The following is a 22,955-nucleotide window of genomic DNA, read 5'->3' as shown; positions in this document are numbered from 1 at the left end:
GCGGGTGGGGGAGCGGGGGGCACGGGCATCAGCCGTCCTTGACGGATTGACCGGGGTCGGGCTCGGTGACGACCTGCACCTCGGCGCGCTGCTGGCTGGTGTCGGCCGGCGCGGGCACGGTGGAACCGGGCTGCAGGCAGGCCGCGCGGCCCCAGGCGACGGCGGTCGCGAGTTTCTCGGCCGGGTCGACGCCGGAGCGGCTGGCGTGGATGTAGCCGGACAGGGTGCAGTCCCCCGCGCCGACGGTGCTGCGGGGCACCAGGGCCGGTCCGCCGGCCCACCAGGTGCCCTGGTCGGTCAGCAGCAGGGCGCCGTGCGGGCCCATGCTGACGAGCAGGTCGCGCGCCCCCTGGTCACGCAGGGCGGCGGCCGCGGCGGTGACGTCGGCGACGGTGCGCAGGTCCCGCCCGGTGAGCTCCTCGAGCTCCTCCAGGTTGGGCTTGAGCACGTCGGCGCCGGAGGTGATCGCCGCGGTGAGCGCGGCGCCCGAGGTGTCGATCGCCAGCGGCACACCGGCCTGGCCGGCGATCCGGGCGATGCGGGCGTAGAGGTCGTCGGGCGCCCCGCCCGGCAGGCTGCCGGCGGCGACGAGCCAACCGCCGGTGCCGACCAGGTGCGACTCGACCGCCTTGTCGACGGCGGCCAGCAGGGCGTCCACCTCGGCCGACGTCAGATCGGCGCCCGGCTCGTTGAGCTTGGTCGTGGTGCCGTCCTGCTCGACGACCGCGATGTTGGTGCGGATCGCGCCGCTGATGGGCACCGTGACGGTCTTCACGGCCTGCGGGGTCAGCAGACTGACCATGCGTTGTGCGTCGTCACCGGCCGGCAGGATCGCGGTGGCGGCGTGGCCGTGCTTGGCCAGCACCCGGGCCACGTTGACGCCCTTGCCGCCGGCCTCGACGAGCGCGCGGCTGGTGCGCTGCACCTCACCGCGCTCCAGCACGGTGATTTCCACCGTGTGATCCAGGCTCGGGTTCGGGGTGACGGTGACCACTGGGAATGCGGCGAGGGCGTCGATGTCCCTGCTCATGCCTCGACCACCTCGGGGCCGGCGGTACGGATTTCGTCGACCATGTCAGAGGCCACCTCGCTGTCGGTGATGATCGTGTCGATCTCGGAGAGGTCGGCGACGTGGGCGAACTCGTCGCGACCGAACTTGGAGGAGTCGGCCAGCAGCACGCACTGCCGGGCCGACCGCAGGATGGCGCGCTTGGTCGCGGCCTCGGCCATGTCGGGCGTGGTCACCCCGCGCCCGGCGCTGATGCCGTTGGTACCGGCGATCGCGACGTCGGCACTGACCTCGGCGAAGGCCCGCTCGGCCCACGGCCCGACGGCGGCGAGGGTGCCGGGCCGGACCTGCCCGCCGACCAGATGGACGGTCACGTTGGGGCGGCCGACCATCAGGCTGGCAATGGGCAGCGCGTGGGTGACGACGGTGTAGGTGCGGTCCATCGGCAGCAGATCGGCGAACCGGACGGTCGTGGTGCCGGCGTCCAGCAGGAGCGAGCCGCCGTCCGGCAGCAGGCCCAGCACGTGCTCGACGGCGGCCTTGGCGATGCGCTCCTTGGCGTCGGCCTGGACGGAGTACCGCTCCTCGACCGCGGGCTCGATGCCCAGCCGCCGCTCGACCGCGATCGCGCCACCGTGCACCCGGCGCAGGGTGCCGCGGCGCTCGAGCTCACGCAGGTCGCGGCGGATGGTCTCGGACGTGACGTCCAGATCGGCGGCCAGGGAGGTGACGTCGACACGGCCTTCCGCGCGAGCACGGCCGAGGATGGCCTGCTGGCGCTCCGGTGCGTACATGTCGACTCCGTTGTCTCGACCCGGTGAACGGACCGCATCCGTCGCACCGCGCTGAATCGTGGCAAACCTGGCGTCACCCGGCATCTCGACCCGCTGGGCGGGGGGAGACATCTTGTGGCGACAGCCACAGTTATAAGCCACCTTCGAGTGTCATGTCAACACGTTCAGAAATATTCGGGCCGATCTGGACACAAAGCGATGTGGGTTCGTGTGGGAATGGCCCGTCCGGCGGGCAACTGAGGGGGAACGCTGCTTGTGTCGCGGCTGTGTCGATTTCGTCCCCCGGCCCGGCACCCGCGGGCGGCCGGATCGGGGACAATGGGTGGGCCATGGCTATCTCCCTTCCTCTCGTCTTCACCGCGCCCCGTCGCGGCCGCCCACCGACGCATCTGGCGGACCTGTCGCCCGCCGACCGCAAGACCGCGGTCACCGCCGCCGGCCAGCCGGCTTTCCGGGCCGATCAGCTCGCCCGCCACTACTTCGGCAACCTGACCCGCGACCCGGCGGAGATGACCGACCTGCCGGCCAACGGCCGCGCCGAGTTCGTCGACGCCGTCCTCCCCGAGCTGCTGACCGAGGTCCGCTCCCTCGCGTGCGACGACGGCGACACCCGCAAGACCCTGTGGCGCGCCCACGACGGCACCCTCATCGAGTCCGTCCTCATGCGGTACCCGGACCGCATCACCCTCTGCGTGTCGTCCCAGGCCGGGTGCGGCATGGCGTGCCCGTTCTGCGCCACCGGTCAGGGTGGGTTGCAGCGCAACCTGTCGACCGGCGAGATCGTGGAGCAGGTCCGGCTGGCCGCGCGCGCCGCCCGGGACGGGGCCATGGGCGAGCCCGGACGCCTCTCGAACATCGTCTTCATGGGCATGGGCGAGCCGCTGGCCAACTACAAGCGTGTGATGGAAGCGGTGCGGTTGATCACCGCCCCGGCTCCGCACGGCCTCGGCATCTCGGCGCGCTCGGTCACCGTGTCGACCGTCGGTCTGGTCCCGGCCATCGAGAAGCTCACCGCGGAAGGGTTGCCCGTCCGGCTGGCCGTCTCGTTGCATACCCCGGACGACGAGTTGCGCGACACCCTGGTGCCGGTCAACGACCGGTGGAAGATCGACGAGGTGCTCACGGCGGCCCGGACGTACGCCGACACCACCGGCCGGCGGGTTTCCATCGAGTACGCCCTCATCCGTGACGTCAACGACCAGCCGTGGCGGGCCGACCTGCTCGGCCGCCTGCTCCGCGAGCGCCTCGGGCAGCTCGTGCACGTCAACCTGATCCCGCTCAACCCCACCCCGGGGTCGGAGTGGGACGCCTCACCCCGGCCGGTGCAGGACGAGTTCGTCCGTCGGGTCCGGGCGGCGGGCGTCACTTGCACCGTGCGGGATACCCGCGGCCAGGAGATCGCCGCGGCCTGCGGCCAGTTGGCCGCGGCCGAGAAGTAACGGCGGCCGCTCCGGTCAGGCCTTCGGGCCGGCCGGGGCGGTCGCTGCAGCGCGGAGCGCGTCCCGCAGAGCACGAGCGGCGCGGCTGTCCTTGAACACTGCGGTGATCGCGATCGGGAAGACGACGATCGCGGCGAGGTCGTACAGGAACGACAGCACTGCGGTCACCGGGTTGTCGCCGAGATCGGCCGTATCCGGATCGTCGTCGCCGGACGAACGACCGACCCGGTGACCGATGTCGGGCATTCCCGCTGCACCGGGGCGGAACGGCTTGACCAGTAGGTCCGGTCCGTCGGCCCGCGAGATGCGCACCACCCAGGGCCGGCGGGCCCGGCGCGCCCCGGTGACGTCGACCGTGTCCCAGTCACCGTCACCGGGCTTGCGGCGCAGACCCACGCCGGACGGGCGAATCCTGATCGCCGCGTAGCGACCGTCGAGGTCCACTAGGGTGACCCCGGACGGCCACTGGTTCCGGCGGTAGCCGAGGTCGCGGGCCACGTGGGTGATGCCGTGAGAGCTACGGCCGCCGTCGGCGGTCCGCCCGGACCTTGGCCTCGCCGGCGATCATCCAGACCAGCATCAGCGCGGCGATCGCGACCAGCCAGTAGTCCTCGGTGTGGGACACGTGATTGCCGAAGAAGGCGAGCAGCAGCAGGCCCACGACGCCGAGCCCGAGCAGGATCCGCGACCCGCGGGGGGCGATGCCCTCGCGCCAGGAACCGTGCCAGCCCCACTCCTCGCTGGGGGCCTCGGGGTTGTATCGGACGACGCCGTGCGAGGTGTGGGCGAGCTCGCCCGATCCGGTCGGCGACGGCTCGTGGTCGGTGGGGTGCGGTTCGACCGAGTTGCCGGCCACGGGTCCTCCCGGGAGTGCGGTCCTGCGGCGAAGCGGACACCACAAGAATCGATAGGTCTCCCCGTATCTTGACACGCCCACCGACGCCGTCGCCCGACCGACCCCGGCCGGGGTTCGTTCTGCCGGGCAGGGCCAGGCCGGGCCGTGCCGGTGATCAGGGGCGGGTGGGCAGTCGTTGCAGTTCGGCGTGCATCCGGACGGCGCGTTCCCCGTCGGTGGTGGAGCCGGTGACGTCGATGACGGCGGATGTCGCGCTCACCCACCCGGTCAACGAGGACCCGGCGCCCAGCGTGCGGCTGACGCCGGTCGCTCGTCCGCTCTGACAGGGCAGCAGATCGGTTTCGTTGTCCACAAGCAGGTTCGGGGGCAGATCCCCCTCGACCGGACGGTCGGCGATGAGGGCGCCGCTGAGCACCGTCCGATCGGGGGCGCTCGGGTCCGTCCCGACGGCCAGCCACCAGGTCCGTCGCACCGCACCCTGGTCGTCGAGCGCGGCAGAGTAGAGCGCCAGTCCGGGGATGGCCGCCGGGGTGACACCGAGGGTCATGGAGACGAGGTTGGGATCACCGAAAGGATCGCTGCCGGTCACCGGCGCCTGCAGGGCGAGGTCGGTGGTCAGTCCCGAGTAGGTGGACGTGCCCCCGGTGGCGGCGCAGTCGCCCTCGACGGTGATGGTGAGTTCGGCCGTGCCCGTCCAGGCCGCCGGCACCGACAGACCGGAACCGGGCAGCACGGGCGGTGGCCGAACGGCACCGGTCACGCCGTCGGACCGCGTCGCCCGGGACGAACTCGGCTCGTCGGCTGCCGTCGGGGTGGACGACGGCGGGGCGGTCGACGGACCGGGGTTGGTCTCGGACGTGGTCGGCGGCTCGGACACCGGGCCGCTGGCCGCGACGCTCGTCGGGTCCGCGGCCGCATCGCCGCCCGCCCGCCCGGTGATGCGGACCAGTGCCCAGACCACCACCGCCGAGCAGGTCAGGGCGGTGACCAGCACGACGACGAGCCACCGGGGGCTGATCGCGCTACGCCGGGCCATGGGCCCAGTATTGCCCGGCGGGACCCCGGCCCGGCTGTGGTGGTCGCCGTGCGTCCCGCTTGCGGCGAACGGTGGTGCCGGGCCGGGACAATGTCCCGGTGACCAACGCTTTCGCTGCCGACTCCCCGGACGTCCCGTCCGCCGCCCCCGGTTTCGTCCTCCCGTCGGTCCACCGGCGCCGGGTGATCGTCCTCGGATCCACCGGGTCGGTCGGTACCCAGGCGTTGCAGGTGATCGCGCAGCACCCGGATCGTTTCGAGGTCGTCGGACTCGCCGCCGGCGGCACCCGCCCCGACGTGCTGCTCGGTCAGGCCGCGGCTCATCCGGCGGCCCGGTTGGCGGTCTGCGCCGACCCGACGGGACGGATCGAGGGCGAACGGGCGGACACCCTGGTCGGACCACGGGCGGCCTGCGATCTGCTCGAGGCGGTCGACGCCGACGTCGTCCTGAACGGCATCACCGGTTCGATCGGGCTGGCTCCCACTCTGACGGCGCTGCGGGCCGGCCGGATGCTGGCCCTGGCCAACAAGGAGTCGCTGGTCGCCGGGGGACCACTGGTGCTCGACGCCGCCGCGCCGGGTCAGATCACCCCGGTCGACTCCGAGCACAGCGCCCTGGCCCAGGCCCTGCGGGGCGGCGCTCCGCGGGAGGTGGCCCGGTTGGTGGTGACCGCGTCCGGGGGGCCGTTCCGGGGGCGCACGGCCGCGCAGATGGCGGATGTCACCGTTGCCGACGCCCTGGCCCACCCGACCTGGGCGATGGGCCCGGTGGTGACGATCAACTCGGCGACCCTGGTGAACAAGGGCTTGGAGGTCATCGAGGCCCACCTGCTGTTCGGGGTTCCGTACGACCGGATCGACGTCACCGTGCATCCGCAGTCGATCGTCCACTCGATGGTGACGTTCACCGACGGAGCGACCATCGCGCAGGCCAGCCCGCCGAGCATGCTCATCCCGATCGCCCTGGCCCTGGCGTGGCCGGATCGGCTCGCCGACGTCGCCCCGGCCTGCGCCTTCGACCGGCCGGAGGCGTGGACGTTCGAACCGGTCGACGACGCGGCGTTCCCGGCGCTCGGTCTGGCCTACGCCGCCGGCCGGGCCGGCGGCACGGTCCCGGCCGCCTTCAACGCGGCCAACGAGGAGGCGGTGGACGCTTTCCGGCGAACTCACCTCGAGTTCGCGGGCATCCCGCACGTTCTGACGAGCATCCTGGACGAGGCGGACGACCGCCGGGGCAACCCCCGGGATCTCGCCGACGTCCAGGACACCGAGGACTGGGCCCGGGCCCGGGCCCGGGAGATCATCGCCGGTCGTCGGCGGCCGGTCACCGCCGGCAGTGGATCCGCCGTACCGAGCACAGGAGTCGCGCACTGATGTGGACCGTGATCGGGTTCGTCCTGTTCTTCGTGGCGCTGCTGCTGTCCATCGCGCTGCACGAACTCGGCCACCTGTCGTTCGCCAAGCTGTTCCGGGTCCGCACCACCCAGTACATGGTCGGATTCGGCAAGACCCTGTGGTCCAAGCAGGTCGGGGAGACCGAGTACGGCATCAAGGCCATCCCGCTCGGGGGCTACATCCGAATGGTCGGCATGGTCCCGCCCGGACCCGACGGCAGTGCCCGGACCGGCACCACGGCCTTCGGGCCGGCCGGCATCATCCGCAACATCATCGAGGAGACCCGCGAGGGCGACCGCGCCCAGGTCACCCTGGCCGACGAGGGCCGGCAGTTCTATCAGCTGCACCCGTTCAAGCGGATCGTCATCATGGCTGCCGGTCCCCTGATGAACCTGCTCATCGCGGTCGGGGTGTTCGCCATCGTGCTGGTCGGTATCGGTGTCCCGACCGCGTCGACCACCCTGGCCGAGGTCAACAAGTGCGTGCTGCCGGCCACCGCGACTGGTACCGAGTGCGGGCCGAACGACGCGCCGACCCCGGCTGCGCAGGCCGGGCTGCAGGCGGGCGACACCATCGTCGCCTTCGACGGAAACCCCGTCACCGGGTGGGCCCAGCTGACATCGCTCATCCAGGGCAGTCCCAACACCACCGTCACGCTGACCGTCGACCGGGGCGGACAACAGCTGCAGATCCCGGCGACCCCGGTCGAGAACGAGCGGCCGATCTACAACGAGAACGGCCAGCTGACCGGCACCCGACAGGCCGGTTTCCTGGGCGTCCAGCCGACGACCCCGTACGTTCAGCAGGGGCCTGGTGCGGCCATCGACCGCACCGGCGAGTTCATCTCGGCCGCGGCGCAGGGGATCATCAACATCCCGGCCCGCATCCCGGCGCTGTGGGACTCGGTCTTCAACGGAGCACCCCGCGGTCTCGATTCACCGATGGGCGTCGTCGGTGCCGGACGGGTCGGCGGGGAGATCCTGGAGACCGCGGACCTGGACGCCAAGGACAAGCTGGTCACGTTCCTCAACCTGATCGCCGGCTTCAACATGGCGCTCTTCCTGCTCAACATGCTGCCGCTGCTTCCGCTGGACGGTGGGCACATCCTCGGGGCGGTCATCGAGTGGGTCCGGCGCGGCTGGGCCAAGGTCCGCGGCAAGAAGGCGCCCGGTCCGTTCGACGTGGCCAAGCTGATGCCGGTCGGCTACGTCGTCGCCATCCTCTTCATCGGTCTGACGGTGCTCACGCTGGCCGCCGACATCGTCAACCCGGTCAAACTGTTCAACTGACGTGGTGTCGGCCGTCACCGGTGTGACACCGCCGTGCGCGGGATAATCGAGCACGGAAGAAGGGATCCACATGTCCGTCTCAGTACCGAGCACGCCTGCGACCGCCTCACCGGGGGGCCGCTCCGTCGGGCTCGGCATGCCCAGCCTGCCGGCCGAGCGCGAGGTGCCCGTGCTGGCCCCGCGGCGCAAGACCCGGCAGTTGAACGTCGGTGGGGTCGGGGTGGGCAGCGACTTCCCGGTGTCCGTGCAGTCGATGACGACGACCAAGACCGCCGACATCAACGCCACCCTGCAGCAGATCGCCGAGCTGACGGCGTCGGGCTGCCAGATCGTGCGCGTCGCGGTTCCCGACACCGACGATGCCGAGGCGCTGCCGATCATTGCGAAGAAGTCCAAGATCCCGGTGATCGCCGACATCCATTTCCAGCCCCGGTACGTCTTCGCGGCCATCGACGCGGGTTGCGCCGCCGTGCGGGTCAACCCCGGCAACATCCGTAAGTTCGACGACAAGGTCGGCGAGATCGCCCGCGCCGCTGCGGCGGCCGGTACGCCCATCCGGATCGGCGTCAATGCCGGTTCGCTGGACAAGCGGCTGCTGGCCAAGTACGGCAAGGCCACGCCCGAGGCGCTGGTCGAGTCGGCGTTGTGGGAGTGCTCGCTGTTCGAGGAGCACGACTTCCGCGACATCAAGATCTCGGTCAAGCACAACGACCCGGTGATCATGGTCCGCGCCTACGAACTGCTGGCCCAGCAGTGCGACTATCCGCTGCACCTCGGGGTGACCGAGGCGGGGCCGGCGTTCCAGGGCACCATCAAGTCCTCCGTCGCCTTCGGTGCCCTGCTGTCCCAGGGCATCGGCGACACCATCCGGGTCTCGCTGTCGGCACCGCCGGCCGAGGAGGTCAAGGTCGGCCTGCAGATCCTGGAATCGCTGAACCTGCGCGAGCGCGGGCTGGAGATCGTCTCGTGTCCGTCGTGCGGGCGTGCCCAGGTCGACGTCTACACGTTGGCCGAGCAGGTGACTGCTGGCCTGGAGGGCATGGACGTGCCGCTGCGCGTGGCCGTCATGGGGTGCGTCGTCAACGGCCCCGGCGAGGCGCGGGAGGCCGACCTGGGGGTGGCGTCCGGCAACGGCAAGGGCCAGATCTTCGTCAAGGGCGAGGTCATCAAGACCGTGCCGGAATCGCAGATCGTCGAAACGCTCATCGAGGAAGCCATGCGTTTGGCGGACGAGATGCGCGCTGACGGCGCAACCAGTGGTGAACCGACGGTCAGTCTGGTGTGATGCGGACACCGGGCCGCTCGGCCCGGTCCGCCCGGTCCGCCGCGGCGCTCCCGCCAGCGGCGGGGCACCGGTGGGGTCCGTGCGTCGTCCAGTGACGGGTCGGAACCGGGGGAGCGTGTGCTGACGACGGCCTTCGCCCGCGTTCTGGGGCCCGGCCACATCGCCCAGGTCTCCCGCGTCCTGGCGTCCGACCCGGTGGTGTCCTGCATGGTGGCGGCCCGCTTCGAGCAGGTCGGCATGGACGAGACCGCGCTGGGCGGTCAGTTCTGGGGGGTCGCCGGGGGCCGCGAGGGACTGCTCTTCGCGGGGGCGTCCATGGTGCCGTTGGCCGGGACTCCGGGCGGCATGCGTCCGTTCTCGTCGATGGCGGCCCGCCGCGGGCGCCGGTGCGCGACGATCCTGGGCCCGGCGGATCTCGTGATGCCGTTCTGGGAACGGTTGGAACCCAAGTGGGGCCCCGCCCGCGACGTGCGTCCCGACCAGCCGTTGATGGTGTGCGCAACCGACCCGGTCGGGCCCGTCGACCCGGGTGTCCGGCTGGTCCGGCCCGACGAGCTGGACACCTATTTCCCGGCGGCCGTGGCGATGTTCACCGAGGAGGTCGGCGTCGACCCGCGCTTGGGCGACGGGGGAGTCGGCTACCGGGCCCGCATCGACCAGCTCATCAACGGGCAGCGGGCCTACGCCCGCTTCGACGGCGACCAGGTTGTCTTCAAGGCCGAGATCGGTTCACTGTCACAGCATGTCGCGCTGATTCAGGGGGTGTGGGTGCATCCGGATCATCGGGGACGTGGGGTGGCCGCGCCGGGCATGGCCGCGATGGTGCGCGACATCCAGCACCGGCTCCACCGGGTGCCCTGCCTGTACGTGAACAACTACAACACCGCGGCCCGGCGCGCGTACGAACGGGTGGGCTTCCACCAGGTCGGCCGGTTCGCCTCGATCCTCTTCTGACCGCGACCAGGTCAGCTCCGGACGGGGATGCCCTGCTCGTTGGTGAACAGGTTGTCCGGGTCGTAGGTGGTCTTGACGCCGATCAGGCGGTCGAGGTTTTCCCCGAAGTACTGCTGTAGCGGATTCGGGATGAGCCGGTTCGGGAAGTTCTGGTAGCTCTCGTCCGGCGTGATGTCGGCGACGATCGCGATCTGCGCGGCCGTCCAGTCGAGCAGGTCCTGGCCGACCGATGACGGGTCGCTTGTCTCCCAGACCGGGGTCGGACGGAGCAGCAACGGCGAGCCGCGGTGCACGTAGGCGGTGTCGGTGCGGCCGATTTTGCCGACCACGTCCCCGCCGACCCAGCCGAGGAACCACAGCGCGCCGTTGCTGTTGTCGGTGCGGACGGGGCACTCGGACAGCAGGTCGACCATCTTGGCCACCCGGTCCTGCGGCATTGCCTCGCGGGTGTAGCGCGACCAGTCGCCCCACGAGTGCGGGGTGGGGTTGGCCGACGGCCACACCTGCTGCTGCACCTCCCAGAAGGGCCGTTCCGCCAGGGCGGACTTCGCCGGGGACAGAGCAACGAACGGTGCCAGCAGGTCGCGGGCCTCGTCGAGTGTGCCCACGTACTGGCCGCGGACGAACGCGTCGATCGCCTCTCGGGGGCCGCCGCTGCCGACAGGGGTGGCCTGGGCGCAGGAACTGAGATTCAGGCCGGCGGGCGCCGTCTGCGCGAGGGAGTCCACGGCGGCGAGCATCGCCGTGGCCGCGTCGGCGCCGCGGTAGTCGTAGCGGAAGTAGACGACGGTCTGCGGCGCCTGGACCAGTTGGAACCGGAACGAGGTGTTGAGTCCGAAGTTCCCGCCGGTCCCGCCGCGGCAGGCCCAGAAGAGGTCGGCGTGCTGGCCGGCGTCGGCTTCGACGACCTCGCCGGAGGCCAACACGACCCGGGTCGAGGTCAGGTGATCGCAGGTCAGCCCGGCCCAGTGGGTGTTGTAGCCGATGCCACCCCCGAGCACCAGACCGCCGGTGCCGACGCCGAGGCAGGTGCCGCCGGGCAGCAGGAACGGGGTGTTGACCGTCTTGTCGAGTACATCGCCGTTGAGTGCGGCGGCGGCCACGGTCGCAGTAGCGGCCGCCAGGTCGACGGTCACGTCGTTCATCGCTCTGATGTCGAGCAGCAGTCCGGACGTGGACGACAGGCCGGCGTAGCTGTGCCCGCCGCCGTACGGCGCGATGGTGACGCCGTTGACGCGGGCCCAGTTCACCGCGGTGACGACGTCGGCCTCGTTCTTGCAGCGGGCGATGACGGCGGGCCGCAGGTCGAGGTAACGGGTGTTGGACGACAGGGCCGTGAACGGGTAGCTGGCGTCCAGCGGGGACAGCACGTTGCCGGACAGCCGGCTCCGCAGGTCCTGGATCGCGGCGGCGGGCACGTCCGCCGGCGGGGTGGACGCCGGGGTCGTCAGTGGAGTCCCGGGCACCCACTCCGGGTCGGCCGACGGGGTGACCGAACCCGGGGACGCCGACGACGGGGTCGAGCCGCTGCTCGAGACTCCGGCTCCGGCAGTCGATGTCGGGCCGCTGGTCGCCGCCGGCGTGTCGGTCGACGTACACGCGGCCAGCAGGCCGGTGACGGCCGCTCCCGCCCCGACCTGCAGAGCCTGGCGGCGGGAGAGTGCGCCGGGCGGCGGGGTCATCGGACCACCTCGATCGTCTCCATCATTCCCAGGTCCTCGTGACTGACGATGTGGCAGTGGTCGACGAACTTCCCGGTGAAGTCCAGGAAGTTGGTCTGGAACGTGAACGAGTCGCCGTTGGTGCCGGTGAGGATGAAAGTGTCCCGCCAGAGCGGCTTGTCGAGCACCTGCCCGTTGATCTTGACGATCTTGAACGGGTTGACGTGGATGTGGAACACGTGCGCGTGCTGGGGGTACTTGCCGTCCAGACCGTTGGTCACCGTCCACTCCTCGGCGGTGCCGAGCTTCACCTGGTACGCGGACTCTCCCGGGGTGAACTGCTGGCCGTCGACGCCGAAGTCCTCGAACTCGGTGCCGTCGCGTTCGACCGAGTAGGTGACCTCGCGGGTCCGGGCGATCGGCAGGATGTCCTGCTCGAAGGCCGGCAGGGTGGCCGGAAGGGCCATGGAGACCGGTTCGCCGGACACCTCGACGGTCGCGATGGGCCGGGTGACGAGTTCCGGGGGTAGGCCCTCGGTGGAGCCGGGAACGCCCTGGGTGCCCGGCTTCTGGCTGGAACTCGGCGTGCAGTTCAGCGTCACCGTCCCGGCGGTGGTCGCCCGCACCAGGACCTCGACCCGGTTGCCGGCCGACAAGAACAGGTTCGGCACCAGTTCCGGTTCGGCGAGAGTCAGGCCGTCCCAGGCGATCACGTGGAATTTCAGGCCCTCGGCGACGAGGTTGAGGAACTTACCCTCGGCGGCGTTCAGGATGCGCCAACGGGCCACCTCGCCCGGCCGCATGGTCAGCGTCGGCGACAAACCGCCGTTGATCGGATACAGGATCTGGTTGCGGGGGAAGAACGCCTCGCTCGAGGTGGGATCGGGGATGGGTGCCGGCACCGCGTAGTTCTCGTCCACCTCGATGGCCTGGATGACCATCAGCTGTTCGGTCGCCGCGGCCACCTCGGGGACCTCGTCGATCGCGCCGCGCACGATAATCGCCCCGGCCATGCCTCCCACGGATCTGCTGGGTCACGCCGCCGTGCCGATGCGGGTGGTACCAGAACAGGCCGCCGGGATGGTCGCCCGGCACCTCGATCTCGTACGAGTACCGCTCGCCGGGCTGGACGGTGAGGAAGACGTCGTCACCGTTGCCCTCGGGCGAGATGTGCATCCCGTGGTAGTGCAGATTCGTCGTCGTCCACTGGTGCGGGCGGTCCATCGGCATCTCACCGCCCGCATGGCCGGCGTGCTCGTCGGTTCCGCCGGACGGGGTCGAAGCCGACGACGAGGTGGTGGACGCCAGTGCGGGCAGCTCGTTGGCCAGCTCCACCCGCAACACGTCACCCGGGACGATCTCCCAGGTCGGGCCGGGGATCAGACCGTCGTAGGCCCAGGTGGTGATGGGGCGGGGAGCGCCGATGTCGACCTGGGCCGGCCGCGGGGTGAGGGTGGTCACGAGCTCGCCGCCCTGACTGCGGGTGACGGTGGTCGACCGCAAGGGGACCGTTCCGGACGGGGCGGCGCTGGTCGGGCCGGCGGTGCTGGTGACCGTCCCGGACGGGTCCGCCGCGGAGCAGGCCGCCAGCAGTGGTGCGCCGGCGAGCACGCCGGCGCCCAGCTGCAGAACGCGGCGACGGGACAGGACCGGCGGTCGCGACACGCTGTCTCCCTGGCCTGGACGGGTGGTGGGCAGGTTCCATCGGTCGGGCCCACCGGACCCTACGTGATGTGACCGCCTTCACCCTCGAAACTGTTTCGCGCGCGTCGCTCGGGGTGTGCGTTCGGCCTTCGTGGCGCACGGTGCCGGTCTCCCGTCCCCGGAGCGGAGTTCGGCGTCGGTTCGGTCACGACTTCCCGCTCCGAACGGTTCGTCCGGTTTAAGATGGGCAGAGGTGAGCGCCGCCACATCGGGGAGTGGTCGGCTCGGCGACCGGGCTCGACAGCGAGCGCGGCCGGCACCTGCCGGGCCTGCTGGTCCGGTCGGCGTTCTGGGGGAGCGGGATGCGGCGATGACGGCAACGCCTTTCACGCGGACACGGGCCAGCGACGGCCCCGACGCTCGGTCGGTGGCGTCGGCCACCACGGCCTCGGGTCCCTCCGAACCCTCGGGTGGGTATCGGCACGAAGCACTGCTGTTCCGCGGGTCCGACGGGTTCCTCACCGCCGTCGGCCCGTTCCTGCAGGAGGGCATCGACAACGGCGAGACCGTCATCCTCGCGCTGCCCCCCGAGCGGTTGGCGCTCCTGCGGGAAGCGTTTCCAGAGGTCCAGCAGGTCCCGTCCGGGCCGGACCGTTCCGTGACCGCCGACGGATCGGCACTGACCTGGGCGCTGACCGGTGCTGCCGCCGGTCGGCTCGTGCCGTCGTGGCAACGCTTCGCCCAGCACTGGGACGGGCGGCCCGTCCGGGGGGTCACCGAACCGATGTGGTGCACCCGCCGGCAGGCCGAGCGGGAGGAATGCCTGCTGGCCGAGGCGATGCTCAACCTGGCGGTGCCGGCCACCGTTCCGCTGTGGCTGGCCTGCGGGTACGACGTCGACGCGGTACCGGGGGACGTTCTGGACGAGACGTTCCGCAGCCATTCCCTGGTGCTGGACACCTCGACGTCGACCGGGACCACCACCTACACCGGGGCCCACCACGTCGCCGCCGTGTTCGAGCGGGCGTTGTCGACGCCCGTCGAACCGGTTCGCCGGCTCGTCGTCCGCCCCGGGAACGGCGCCGAGGTGGGTGACTGGGTCCGCCGCTGGGCGACCGGCTGGGGCCTGGGCCACGTCCGGGCGGGGCGGCTGGCCGGTGCCCTCCGCCAACTCGGTCAGGCCTGCCTGGCCGAAGGAGGCGTGGACGCCGCCGTCCTGCTGCTGTGGCAGGACGGGCATGCCCTGGTGGGTCAGCTGACGGCCGCCGACCCACGGGACGCCGACGGTGGGCGGACGACGCCGCTGGCCCCGCACGAACTACTGGCCCCCGACAGCCCGCTCGGTTCGGCGGTGGCGCGGGCCGACGACTGCTGTGACCTGGTACAGGTCCGGTCGAACCCGGACGGCACGGTCGTGCGGGTGTCGAGCTGGCTCTGACCGTCGCGGCCCGGCGCGGCGGGAGCCGACGGCGGCGGGTCCGCTGATCCGGCCGGCGCCCCGGGGATACTGACCGGCATGCGCCTGTCGGTCGTTCGTCCCCGCCCCGGTCGCCGGCGGTGGTCGGCCGCCGGGTTGGCCGTGACCGCGGCCCTGGTCGCCGCCTGCACGTCGGCGACCGACACGACGGCCGGGCCTGAGGACCGGATCGCCGCCTTCACGGCCGCCTGGCAGTCCTTCGACCCGGACGCCGCGGCCGGCCTCACCGACAACCCGCCCGAGGCCGCCCAGGTGCTGGATGCCGTCACCGCGAACCTGGGGGCGGACACCCTGCGGATCGCCGCCGGGCCGGTGACCCGCAACGGCGACACGGCCACGAGCACCGCCACCATGAGTTGGACGGTGGACGACGACACCTGGACGTACCCGGTGACCTGGACGTGGCGGCACACCGGCGGCGGGGCCGACGGGTGGGACCTGGTCTGGACCCCGACCGTGGTGCACCCGCAGCTGGGGGAACGGCAGACGATCGCCGCCCGCGCGACCGCCGCCGAACCGGGCGTCGTCGTCGACCGGACGGGCACCCAGCTGGTCAGCCCGACCCGGGTGTTCTCGGTCGTCGTCGTGCCGTCGCAGACCCCTGACCTCGCGGCCACCGCCGCCGCCCTGGCCCCGGTCCTGGCGCCCTTCGACCCGTCGATCACCCCGGACAGCATCACGGCTGGCGTCGGCCAGGCCACCTCCGAGGCCGGTGGGGGTTCCCCTTCCGCATCCCCGGCTTCCCCGTCCGCACCGGCGAGTGCGGCCCCGGAAGGTGGGGCCGACGGCACGGCCCGTCCGGTGCAGTACACGGTCGTCAATTTGCGGGAGAGCGACTATCAGCAGGTCAAGCCGCAACTCGACGCCATCCCGGGGTTGATCTTCCCGTCCCAGCAGCGCAACCTGCCGCCCACCCGCGATTTCGCCCGCACCACGCTGGCCTCGGTGAACGAGGCGGTCGCGCCGCGGTTGAAGGGGACCTCCGGGTGGACCGTCTTCACCGTCGACGCGACCGGCGGCGTCCTCGAGACCCTGTTCGACCAGCCGGCGGCCGCCGGCCAACGGGTGCAGCTGACCCTGGACATCGGCCTGCAGAAGAGCGCCGAGCAGGTGCTGGCCGGAGTCAGTGAACCGGCCGTGCTGCTGACGATGCAGCCGTCGACCGGCGAGATCCTCACCATCGCTCAGAACCCGGCCGCCGATGCGCTCGGCAGCATCGGGCTCACCGGGCGCTACCCCCCGGGGTCGACGTTCAAGATCGTCACCGCCAGTGCCGGTCTGTCGTCCGGTCTGCTGACGCCCGAGAAGGTCGTGCCGTGCCCGGGGACCTGGACGGTCGACGGGCGGCTCATCCGCAACCACGACGAGTTCGACCTCGGTGACGTCGCGGTGACCGAGGCGTTCGCCTACTCCTGCAACACCACCTTCGCCCAGGTGGCGACCCAGTTGCCGGCGGATGCCCTGACCTCGATGGCCGCGGCCTACGGCATCGGACCGGACTACGTCGTGGACGGCGTCACCACCCTGACCGGGGCGGTCCCGGCGGCGACGTCCCAGGTGCAGAAGGCCGAGAACGGTTTCGGTCAGGGCCAGGTGCTGGTGACCCCGTTCGGGGAGCTCCTGATGGCCGCCACCGCCGCCCGCGGTGCGGCGCCCACCCCGGTGCTCATCCGCGGTGGGGCGGCCACCACGGTCGACCAGGCGCCGGCCGACCGCAGCCCCGCGGTCCAGACCGGTATCCGCACGCTGATGCGGGCGGTGGTCGCCGAGGGCACCGGCACGCTGGACCCGTCGCTGGGTGACGTGTACGCCAAGACCGGCACCGCCGAGTACGTCGGAGAGGACGGCACCCCCGGCAGTCACGCCTGGGTCACCGGCTACCGCGGCGACCTCGCGTTCGTGGTGTTCATCGCCGGCGGCGGAGAATCCTCACGCTCGGTGCAGCTGCTCGATCAGTTCCTCCGGCAGATCCCCGCCTGATCGGCCGCTCACGGCTCGTAGGCTGGCACCCATGCTCCGCACCGCACTGCAACCCGGCCGACCGACCCCGATCCGCCCGGTCCCGGCCGACATCGTCCGCCCCGAGTACGTGGGCAAACCGGGCCCGACCCCGAGCACCGATCCGTGGGTGCAGACCCCGGAGATCATCGAGAAGATGCGGGTCGCGAGCCGGTTGGCCGCCCGGGCGATGGCCGAGGGCAGCAAGGCCGTCGTCCCGGGAACGACCACCGACGAGGTCGACCGCATCGTCCACGAGTACCTCTGCGACCACGGCGCCTATCCGTCGACGCTGGGCTACCGGGGCTTCCCGAAGTCGTGCTGCACGTCGATCAACGAGGTGATCTGCCACGGCATCCCGGACACCACCGTCATCGAGGACGGCGACATCGTCAACATCGACGTCACCGCCTACCTCGACGGGGTCCACGGCGACACCAACGCGACGTACCTGGCCGGCGACGTGTCCGAGGAGAACCGGCTGCTGGTCGAGCGCACCGAGGAATGCCTGCGGCGGGCGATCAAGGCGGTCGCCCCGGGCCGGCAGCTGAACGTCATCGGCCGCGTCATCGAGTCCTACGCCAAGCGCTTCGGCTACGGGGTGGTCCGCGACTACACCGGCCACGGCATCGGGCGGACCTTCCACTCCGGCCTGGTGGTGCTGCACTACGACGACCCCTCGGTGACGACGATCATCGAGAAAGGCATGACGTTCACCATCGAACCGATGATCACCCTGGGCGGGATCGCCTGGGACCAGTGGGACGACGGCTGGACCGTCACCACCCGCGACAGGTCCTGGACCGCCCAGTTCGAGCACACACTGGTGGTGACCGACACCGGCGCCGAGATCCTTACGCTGCCATGAGCGGGTGGTCCGGGGCGGTTCGATGACCCCGGCTGTCGTCGACCTGCGGGTGCTCGGCCCGCTGGAGCTGCGCCGGGACGGGACGCCGGTGGCGTTACCCGGGGGCAAACCGCGGGCGCTGCTGGCGGTGCTGACCGTCAACCGCAATCGGGTGGTGTCCTCGGACGGGCTGGCCGACGCCATCTGGGACGGCGAACCGCCGGTCAACTGGACGGCCAGCCTGCAGGTGTTCGTCTCGTCGTTGCGCCGGGCGTTGCGCGCGGCCGAGGTCGAGCCGATGCTCACTCTGGTCACCCAGGCCCCCGGCTACCGCCTGCAGATCGACGACGCGCTCGTCGACGCCGGACGCTTCGCCCGGGCGACGCTGGTGGGCAGCGAGCTGTTGCGGTCCGAACGGTATGCGCCGGCGGCGGACGAACTGCGCACGGGGCTGGCGGAATGGCGGGGCCCCGCCCTGGCCGATCTGCGCGGTCGCCGGTTCGCCGACGAGTACGCCGTCGCGGTCGAGGAGGACCGGTTGCTGGCCGTGCAGGCCCGGGTGGACGCCGATCTGGCCTGCGACGAGAACGCCGCCGTGATCGCAGAGCTCCGCCGGTTGACGACGGAACACCCGCTCCGGGAACCGTTCTGGGCGCAGCTGGTCACGGCGCTGTACCGGTTGGGCCGGCAGGCCGAGGCGCTGGCCGCACTGCGCGCGGTTCGCGAGATCCTCGCCGACGAACTCGGTATCGACCCGGGGGCCGCGTTGCGGCGGTTGGAACGGGTCGTACTGGCCCAGGAACCGTTGCCGGCCCCCGCCGGTCGGACGCGGCCGCCGCTGACCGCCGCCCACCTCGCCGCGGCCGGTGCCGGGCGCGGAGCCTCGGTGACCGGGGTCGCGTCCGCCCCCACGGTCGCCGAGACGGCGCTCGTCTCCGGCGGCGCCCGGGTCGTCGTGCTGACCGGCCCCACCGCCGGGCGCGCGGCGACCGTGCGGCCGGCCGGTCTGCGCATCGGTCGGATGCCGGACAACGATCTGGTGGTCACCGGTGAGAAGGTCAGCCGGCACCACGCCGAGATCCGTCCCGCCGGCGGCGGTTACCGGGTGGTCGATCTGCGTTCCACCAACGGGGTGCACGTCAACGGGCGACGGATCGACGGTGACCAGCAGCTGCGTGACGGCGATGTGCTGCGTATCGGTGGCGTCGAGTTGCGCCTGGAGGTCGATCCCGGCCCCTGATCGGGTCCGGTCAGGTCATCACGAACAGGCTGCCCCGACCGCCCTCGGCCAACTGGTCGAAGGTGCCGCTCAGGCTGGTGACGAATCCCTCCAGCCCAGCCGCCTCGGACTGCGGCCCGGCGGCGCGGAGCAGGTCCCTGAGCTCGGTCACCTCCGCCGGGTCGAGGTAGCCACAGGTGGCGTCCTCGCCGAAACCGGACACCCCGGTGCCGAAATCACGCCCCTCCATGAACATGACCATGTACTCCGCGAGCCGACCGCCGACCGCGCGGGAAAGGGCGTGGTAGGAGTGCAGACCGAAGTCCATCGAGACGGGCGGGTAGGTGTTTCCGATCATCTCGATCAGCAGGAACTTGGCGGCTGCGGTGTCGGTGATCCGCCCCGCCGCCAGGTCGTCGACCGCCTGGTCCCACTCGTCCTCGTCGAAGTCCTCGCTGTCGTCGAGGTGCCGCATCTCCTCGGCCGAGCGGCGGGCCTGGGCCAGCAGGTCCTCCCGACTGCCCAGATAGTGCATCACTCGAAAGCTCATCGCGGGTCTCCGGTCTCGTCGGTAGGGGGCGGTCAGCGAGGCGCCACGATGCCGCGCGCACGGGCGGCGGTGAGCCAGCCGGGGAACTCGGTGAGCAGACGCCGGTACAGCTCGGCGTCGTCGACCCGGTCGATGTCGTCGACGGCGAAGAAGTCGACGTTGTCGACCTCCCGGCCGCCCATGTCGTCCAGTTTCTCCAGCAGGCCGTAGTTGTTGGCGCCCAGGCCCACGAACTCCCAGAAGATCGGCAACCCGGCGGCGTCCTTCATGATGCGGGTGATCTCCCGCTTCTTGGAGAACCCGCCGTCGGTGAAGAACAGCACCAGGGTCGGCGGATCACCGCGGCGGGCGGTGCCGGTGAGTTCGGTGAGGATCGGGATCTCGTCGTTGACCGCGCCGAGCTTGCGGTAGTTGATCCCGCCGTGGGTGCCGCCCATGTGGAGGAACTCCGACGTCCACGCCTCCATGTCACCGACCCGCAGGTCGGGCAAGCGCGCGAACTTCGTCGCGTACAGGTAGGTCTCGAGGGAGCCGTCGGTGTCGATCTGCGTGGCGACCGGCACCATCCGCTCCACGACGCGATGCACCAGTCCGCTGGCGAACTCCTGGGACATCGAGCCGGTCTTGTCGATCACCAGGACCACACGGGCCCGTTCACCGGTCGCACCCTTGGTCAGCAGCACCCGGTGCACCTGCTCCTTGCGCAGGTTCAGGGTCTGCCGCTTCTGCAGCGACAGGCGCTCCTCGCCGGGCACGGAACGGGGCCCGGCGGCCGGGTCGGTCTGCAGGCCCGGGCCGGCCGGCGGTGCGGAGGGCGCAGGCGGCGCGGGTGGTGCTGCCGTCGGGACCGCGGAGCCGGCGACCGGGGCCGCCGGCGTGGGTGCCGGCCAGCCGCCGGACGGGCCCGGTGGCGGAGTTCCGGGCGCCCAGGCCAGCGGACCGCTGGGCGCGGGCGGCGCCGGTGGTGCGCCGGTGGTCGGCACCCAGGGACCGGAGGCCACGGGCGGGGGAGTCGGTGCGGCCGGCGGCGGGGCGGGTGTGGCCGGCTCGTCGTCCACCTGGACGCCGTGCTCGCGCAGCAGCGCAGCCAGCCCCTCGGTCCATCCGGCGGACACCGACCGGACCTTCCAGGCGCCCGCACGTCGGTAGACCTCGGCCAGGATCGCGGCCCGTTCGCTGGTCAGCCCGGCGGCCGGCACCTCGACGCCATCCGGCCCGAGAGTGACGGCCAGGTCGGCGATGTCGGACAGCGCACCGGGCTGGGCATCGTCCAGGGCCACGGTCACCGCGATGGTCTCGATGACGTCCGGGACGGCCGTCAGGTCCACCTCGAGCGCGTCGGCGCCGGTGAGGCGGACGGCCCCCTCCGGCGAGGCCGGCTGGTTGAAGAAGACGAGGTCCGCATCGGACCTGACCTTTCTGTCCGCGGTGACCTGGAAGGCCATCAGGTCGACGGCTCCCGGGCGGGCTCCACGGACGGAGATCGACAGGCGGGTGGCGGACACCGGAGCGTTGGCCCCGCGGCTGAGCTGGGTCACCGGCCCACTCTGACACACCACCGCCGCCGGGACCCCGGCCACCTCGGGAGCGGTCCTGATCGTGGACCCACGTCTCCCCGGCCGGTCGAGCGCGGTCGCGGCCGCCTTGAGCTTCCGTTCAGTGGGCCTTCAGCGCCCCGGGCGATCGTCGTCGCCGTCAGCAGGAACCGACCCGGAGGACCGACGATGATCACCACCCGCACCGCCCCCACCCACGACGCCGCCGATGCCGCCACCGGCCGGGGTCGGTGGCGCCGGGCCGCGACGGTGCTCGCCACCACCGGCGCCCTGACCCTCGGCCTGGGGGTGAATGCCGCCACGGCCGACGAGGTCGTCGCCGGGGAGACCTTTTCCTCGATCGTCGAGTGCGGCAGTGAGGGACTGTTGTTCGCGGCCACCTCCACGACGGGCCAGGACAGCTTCGCCCAGATCTGGGTGTGGGACCCGACCAGCGGCGAATGGGAGACCGACGGCAACTGGGTCGGCGCCAGCTCCACCGCCGGCTATCACCTCGCCGACCTGTCCTTCGGCGAGGACTACTACTGGGTGTACGTCTCCTACGCCCAGTGGGACGGCACCGACTGGCAGATCAGCGGCGAGTACGTCGATGAGTACGTCCAGTACTTCGCCGACGGAACCGGTGGCTACGAGTACTACGCCTCCGACCACTGCCTGCTGGGTGGTGTCTGATCCGACCCCGCACCGAGAGGGTCACCGGATCGTGGATCCGCGCCGCGGCGGATGGGTTCCGGGCGTTGTCACGGTCCGAGCAGGCGCGCGAGCGCGTGGGCGAATGCCCGTGGTTCTGCGCTGGCGCCCAGGTGATTGCCGGGCATGTCGACGAGTGACAGGCCCAGGTGTTCAGCGAGCGCCTCGGTGGCCCGGCGGGCCAATTGCTGATGACTCAGGGAGCCGGCGCACAGCGTCACCGCAACGCGTCGAACGGCGGCCAGGTCCGGAACGTAGAAGACCGCTGGCCCGGCCATCCGCCCCAGGAAGTAGCGGTTCGTGTCGAGCTCCTCGGCCGGCAGTTCGGGCAGCGGAAGGTGGGCGGGGGGCACCTGATCGCGTCCCGTGTGGTGGGCAGCGCCGCTGAGATCGAAGAACTCCTGCACTGCCCGCGCAGGATCAGCCTCCGCGGAGGCGAACGCTGCTGCGGCTCGGTCGGCGAGTCCTCGGTCCTTCAGCAGGGACACGAGGGGCGGCTCATGCACCACGGCCCGGCTGACCCGGTCCGGACGCTGCCTGGCCAGTTCCAGCAGCGTCACAGCACCGCCACTGGTACCGAAGAACAGGGCCGGCCCCACGGTGAACCGGTCGACCAGCGCAGCGAGATCCTCGGCCAGCACCTCGGGCGTCGGCACAGCCATCCCGGGCACTGCGCAGCTGGCCCCGATACCCCGAGGGTCGTAGGTGACGACGGTGAAACGGTCGGCGAGCTCGTTCGCCAGCGCTGCGAACGCGGCCCGCCCGGCCGGCGCACCGACCAGGAACAGCAGCGGACCTGCCCCCTGGACGCCGAAGGCGATCGTGCAGTCCTCCCGGTCGAGCACGTCGACCGGACCGGTCAGTCGATCATCGAAGTCCGTGATCTTTCGCGTGATCACGGTGAGCGCCCGGTCCAGTTCCTCGCGCTCGGCCTGGACGCGACGGAGATGGGCCTTGAGCAGGTCCAGTCTCCGCCTGTCCAGGTCAGCCCCGGTGTCATCGGCCCCTGTGAACTGCGTGATGTCAGCCAGGGGCATGCCCGTGTCCCGCAGTCGCAGCAGCACGCCGATCACCTGGACGTCGGCCCTCGAGTACTGACGGCGTCCCGCGGAATCGCGTCGCGGAGACGGTATGACCTTCCGGCGCTCGAAGTACCGCAACGTGTCGGGCTCCACACCGGTCATTGCCGCTACCTCGGCGATGCCGAACGTCTCGCCCGCTCCAGTCACTGCCTCAACCTCGCTCCTGAACCACGGT

20 protein-coding genes and 1 pseudogene are annotated in these 22,955 nt (G+C 71.5%); 10 read left to right on the top strand and 11 right to left on the bottom strand.

Annotated features, from left to right (window positions below; genetic code table 11):
- Window positions 1-28: 28 nt before the first annotated feature.
- Complete coding sequence (gene pfkB, locus FDO65_RS04900) at window positions 29-1,030, bottom strand: 1-phosphofructokinase (protein WP_137448295.1); 1,002 nt, start codon at window positions 1,028-1,030, stop codon at window positions 29-31.
- Window positions 1,027-1,803, bottom strand: a complete 777-nt coding sequence (locus tag FDO65_RS04895) for a DeoR/GlpR family DNA-binding transcription regulator (RefSeq protein ID WP_137448294.1) — start codon at window positions 1,801-1,803, stop codon at window positions 1,027-1,029. Before FDO65_RS04895 ends, pfkB begins: the two co-directional genes overlap by 4 nt.
- 329 nt (window positions 1,804-2,132) lie before the next feature.
- Here FDO65_RS04895 and rlmN point away from each other — a divergent pair, with 329 nt between their 5' ends.
- On the top strand, window positions 2,133-3,242 hold the full coding sequence (gene rlmN / locus FDO65_RS04890) for a dual-specificity RNA methyltransferase RlmN (protein ID WP_137448293.1): 1,110 nt from the start codon (window positions 2,133-2,135) through the stop codon (window positions 3,240-3,242).
- Window positions 3,243-3,257: 15 nt separating this feature from the next.
- Here rlmN and FDO65_RS04885 read toward each other — a convergent pair whose 3' ends face one another.
- The 3 genes from FDO65_RS04885 to FDO65_RS04875 form a co-directional block, all read right to left on the bottom strand.
- The gene (locus FDO65_RS04885; protein WP_137448292.1) at window positions 3,258-3,740 is read right to left on the bottom strand and encodes a hypothetical protein; all 483 of its coding nucleotides are present in this window, start codon (window positions 3,738-3,740) and stop codon (window positions 3,258-3,260) included.
- Between the two features lie 19 nt (window positions 3,741-3,759).
- Window positions 3,760-4,098 carry a DUF2631 domain-containing protein gene (locus FDO65_RS04880; protein WP_166442032.1) on the bottom strand — a complete coding sequence of 113 codons (339 nt, stop codon included), beginning with the start codon at window positions 4,096-4,098 and terminating at the stop codon, window positions 3,760-3,762.
- A gap of 154 nt (window positions 4,099-4,252) precedes the next feature.
- The gene (locus tag FDO65_RS04875; protein WP_137448290.1) at window positions 4,253-5,134 is read right to left on the bottom strand and encodes a hypothetical protein; all 882 of its coding nucleotides are present in this window, start codon (window positions 5,132-5,134) and stop codon (window positions 4,253-4,255) included.
- 182 nt (window positions 5,135-5,316) lie between these two features.
- On the opposite strand from FDO65_RS04875, the gene dxr reads away from it, so the two are divergent.
- From dxr to FDO65_RS04855, 4 genes are all read left to right on the top strand, one after another.
- Entirely contained in the window at window positions 5,317-6,507 is a 1,191-nt protein-coding gene (gene dxr, locus FDO65_RS04870) for a 1-deoxy-D-xylulose-5-phosphate reductoisomerase (RefSeq protein ID WP_137449468.1), read from the top strand.
- Complete coding sequence (locus tag FDO65_RS04865; RefSeq protein WP_137448289.1) at window positions 6,507-7,817, top strand: M50 family metallopeptidase; 1,311 nt, start codon at window positions 6,507-6,509, stop codon at window positions 7,815-7,817. Before dxr ends, FDO65_RS04865 begins: the two co-directional genes overlap by 1 nt.
- Window positions 7,818-7,887: 70 nt before the next feature.
- Window positions 7,888-9,102, top strand: coding sequence for a flavodoxin-dependent (E)-4-hydroxy-3-methylbut-2-enyl-diphosphate synthase (gene ispG / locus FDO65_RS04860; protein ID WP_240757426.1), 1,215 nt, complete (start codon window positions 7,888-7,890; stop codon window positions 9,100-9,102).
- A 117-nt stretch (window positions 9,103-9,219) separates the two neighbouring features.
- Window positions 9,220-10,056: a GNAT family N-acetyltransferase gene (locus FDO65_RS04855; protein ID WP_240757425.1), complete on the top strand. Its 837-nt coding sequence runs from the start codon at window positions 9,220-9,222 to the stop codon at window positions 10,054-10,056.
- Between the two features lie 11 nt (window positions 10,057-10,067).
- Here the strand turns inward: FDO65_RS04855 and FDO65_RS04850 are convergent, their stop codons facing one another.
- The 3 genes and pseudogenes from FDO65_RS04850 to FDO65_RS23280 form a co-directional block, all read right to left on the bottom strand.
- Complete coding sequence (locus tag FDO65_RS04850) at window positions 10,068-11,738, bottom strand: FAD-binding oxidoreductase (RefSeq protein WP_137448288.1); 1,671 nt, start codon at window positions 11,736-11,738, stop codon at window positions 10,068-10,070.
- Complete coding sequence (locus FDO65_RS22425; protein ID WP_240757424.1) at window positions 11,735-12,730, bottom strand: multicopper oxidase family protein; 996 nt, start codon at window positions 12,728-12,730, stop codon at window positions 11,735-11,737. The genes FDO65_RS04850 and FDO65_RS22425 overlap by 4 nt, the downstream gene beginning before the upstream one ends.
- A 55-nt stretch (window positions 12,731-12,785) precedes the next feature.
- Window positions 12,786-12,893: pseudogene (locus FDO65_RS23280) on the bottom strand (hypothetical protein); the annotation flags it as partial.
- Between the two features lie 895 nt (window positions 12,894-13,788).
- Here FDO65_RS23280 and FDO65_RS04840 point away from each other — a divergent pair.
- The 4 genes from FDO65_RS04840 (at window position 13,789) to FDO65_RS04825 (ending at window position 18,923) form a co-directional block, all read left to right on the top strand.
- Window positions 13,789-14,799 carry an MEDS domain-containing protein gene (locus tag FDO65_RS04840; protein ID WP_166442031.1) on the top strand — a complete coding sequence of 337 codons (1,011 nt, stop codon included), beginning with the start codon at window positions 13,789-13,791 and terminating at the stop codon, window positions 14,797-14,799.
- Between the two features lie 78 nt (window positions 14,800-14,877).
- Complete coding sequence (locus FDO65_RS04835) at window positions 14,878-16,818, top strand: penicillin-binding transpeptidase domain-containing protein (RefSeq protein ID WP_137448286.1); 1,941 nt, start codon at window positions 14,878-14,880, stop codon at window positions 16,816-16,818.
- Window positions 16,819-16,849: 31 nt separating this feature from the next.
- A complete protein-coding gene (map, locus tag FDO65_RS04830; protein ID WP_137448285.1) occupies window positions 16,850-17,704 on the top strand; it encodes a type I methionyl aminopeptidase in 855 nt (284 codons plus the stop codon).
- 22 nt (window positions 17,705-17,726) lie between these two features.
- Window positions 17,727-18,923 carry a BTAD domain-containing putative transcriptional regulator gene (locus FDO65_RS04825; RefSeq protein ID WP_137448284.1) on the top strand — a complete coding sequence of 399 codons (1,197 nt, stop codon included), beginning with the start codon at window positions 17,727-17,729 and terminating at the stop codon, window positions 18,921-18,923.
- A 10-nt stretch (window positions 18,924-18,933) separates the two neighbouring features.
- On the opposite strand, the gene FDO65_RS04820 is transcribed toward FDO65_RS04825, so the two are convergent.
- Complete coding sequence (locus FDO65_RS04820; protein WP_137448283.1) at window positions 18,934-19,452, bottom strand: hypothetical protein; 519 nt, start codon at window positions 19,450-19,452, stop codon at window positions 18,934-18,936.
- Between the two features lie 32 nt (window positions 19,453-19,484).
- Entirely contained in the window at window positions 19,485-20,990 is a 1,506-nt protein-coding gene (locus FDO65_RS04815; protein WP_240757423.1) for a vWA domain-containing protein, read from the bottom strand.
- A gap of 186 nt (window positions 20,991-21,176) precedes the next feature.
- On the opposite strand from FDO65_RS04815, the gene FDO65_RS04810 reads away from it, so the two are divergent.
- Entirely contained in the window at window positions 21,177-21,680 is a 504-nt protein-coding gene (locus FDO65_RS04810; protein ID WP_137448282.1) for a hypothetical protein, read from the top strand.
- A 68-nt stretch (window positions 21,681-21,748) separates the two neighbouring features.
- Here FDO65_RS04810 and FDO65_RS04805 read toward each other — a convergent pair whose 3' ends face one another.
- Window positions 21,749-22,927, bottom strand: coding sequence for an alpha/beta fold hydrolase (locus tag FDO65_RS04805; RefSeq protein ID WP_137448281.1), 1,179 nt, complete (start codon window positions 22,925-22,927; stop codon window positions 21,749-21,751).
- Window positions 22,928-22,955: the final 28 nt, after the last annotated feature.

The organism is Nakamurella flava, assembly GCF_005298075.1.
In the GTDB taxonomy this organism is placed as follows: Bacteria; Actinomycetota; Actinomycetes; order Mycobacteriales; family Nakamurellaceae; genus Nakamurella; species Nakamurella flava.
The sequence above is the reverse complement of the archived record's forward strand: the minus strand, read 5'-3'. Positions and strand labels throughout refer to the sequence as shown.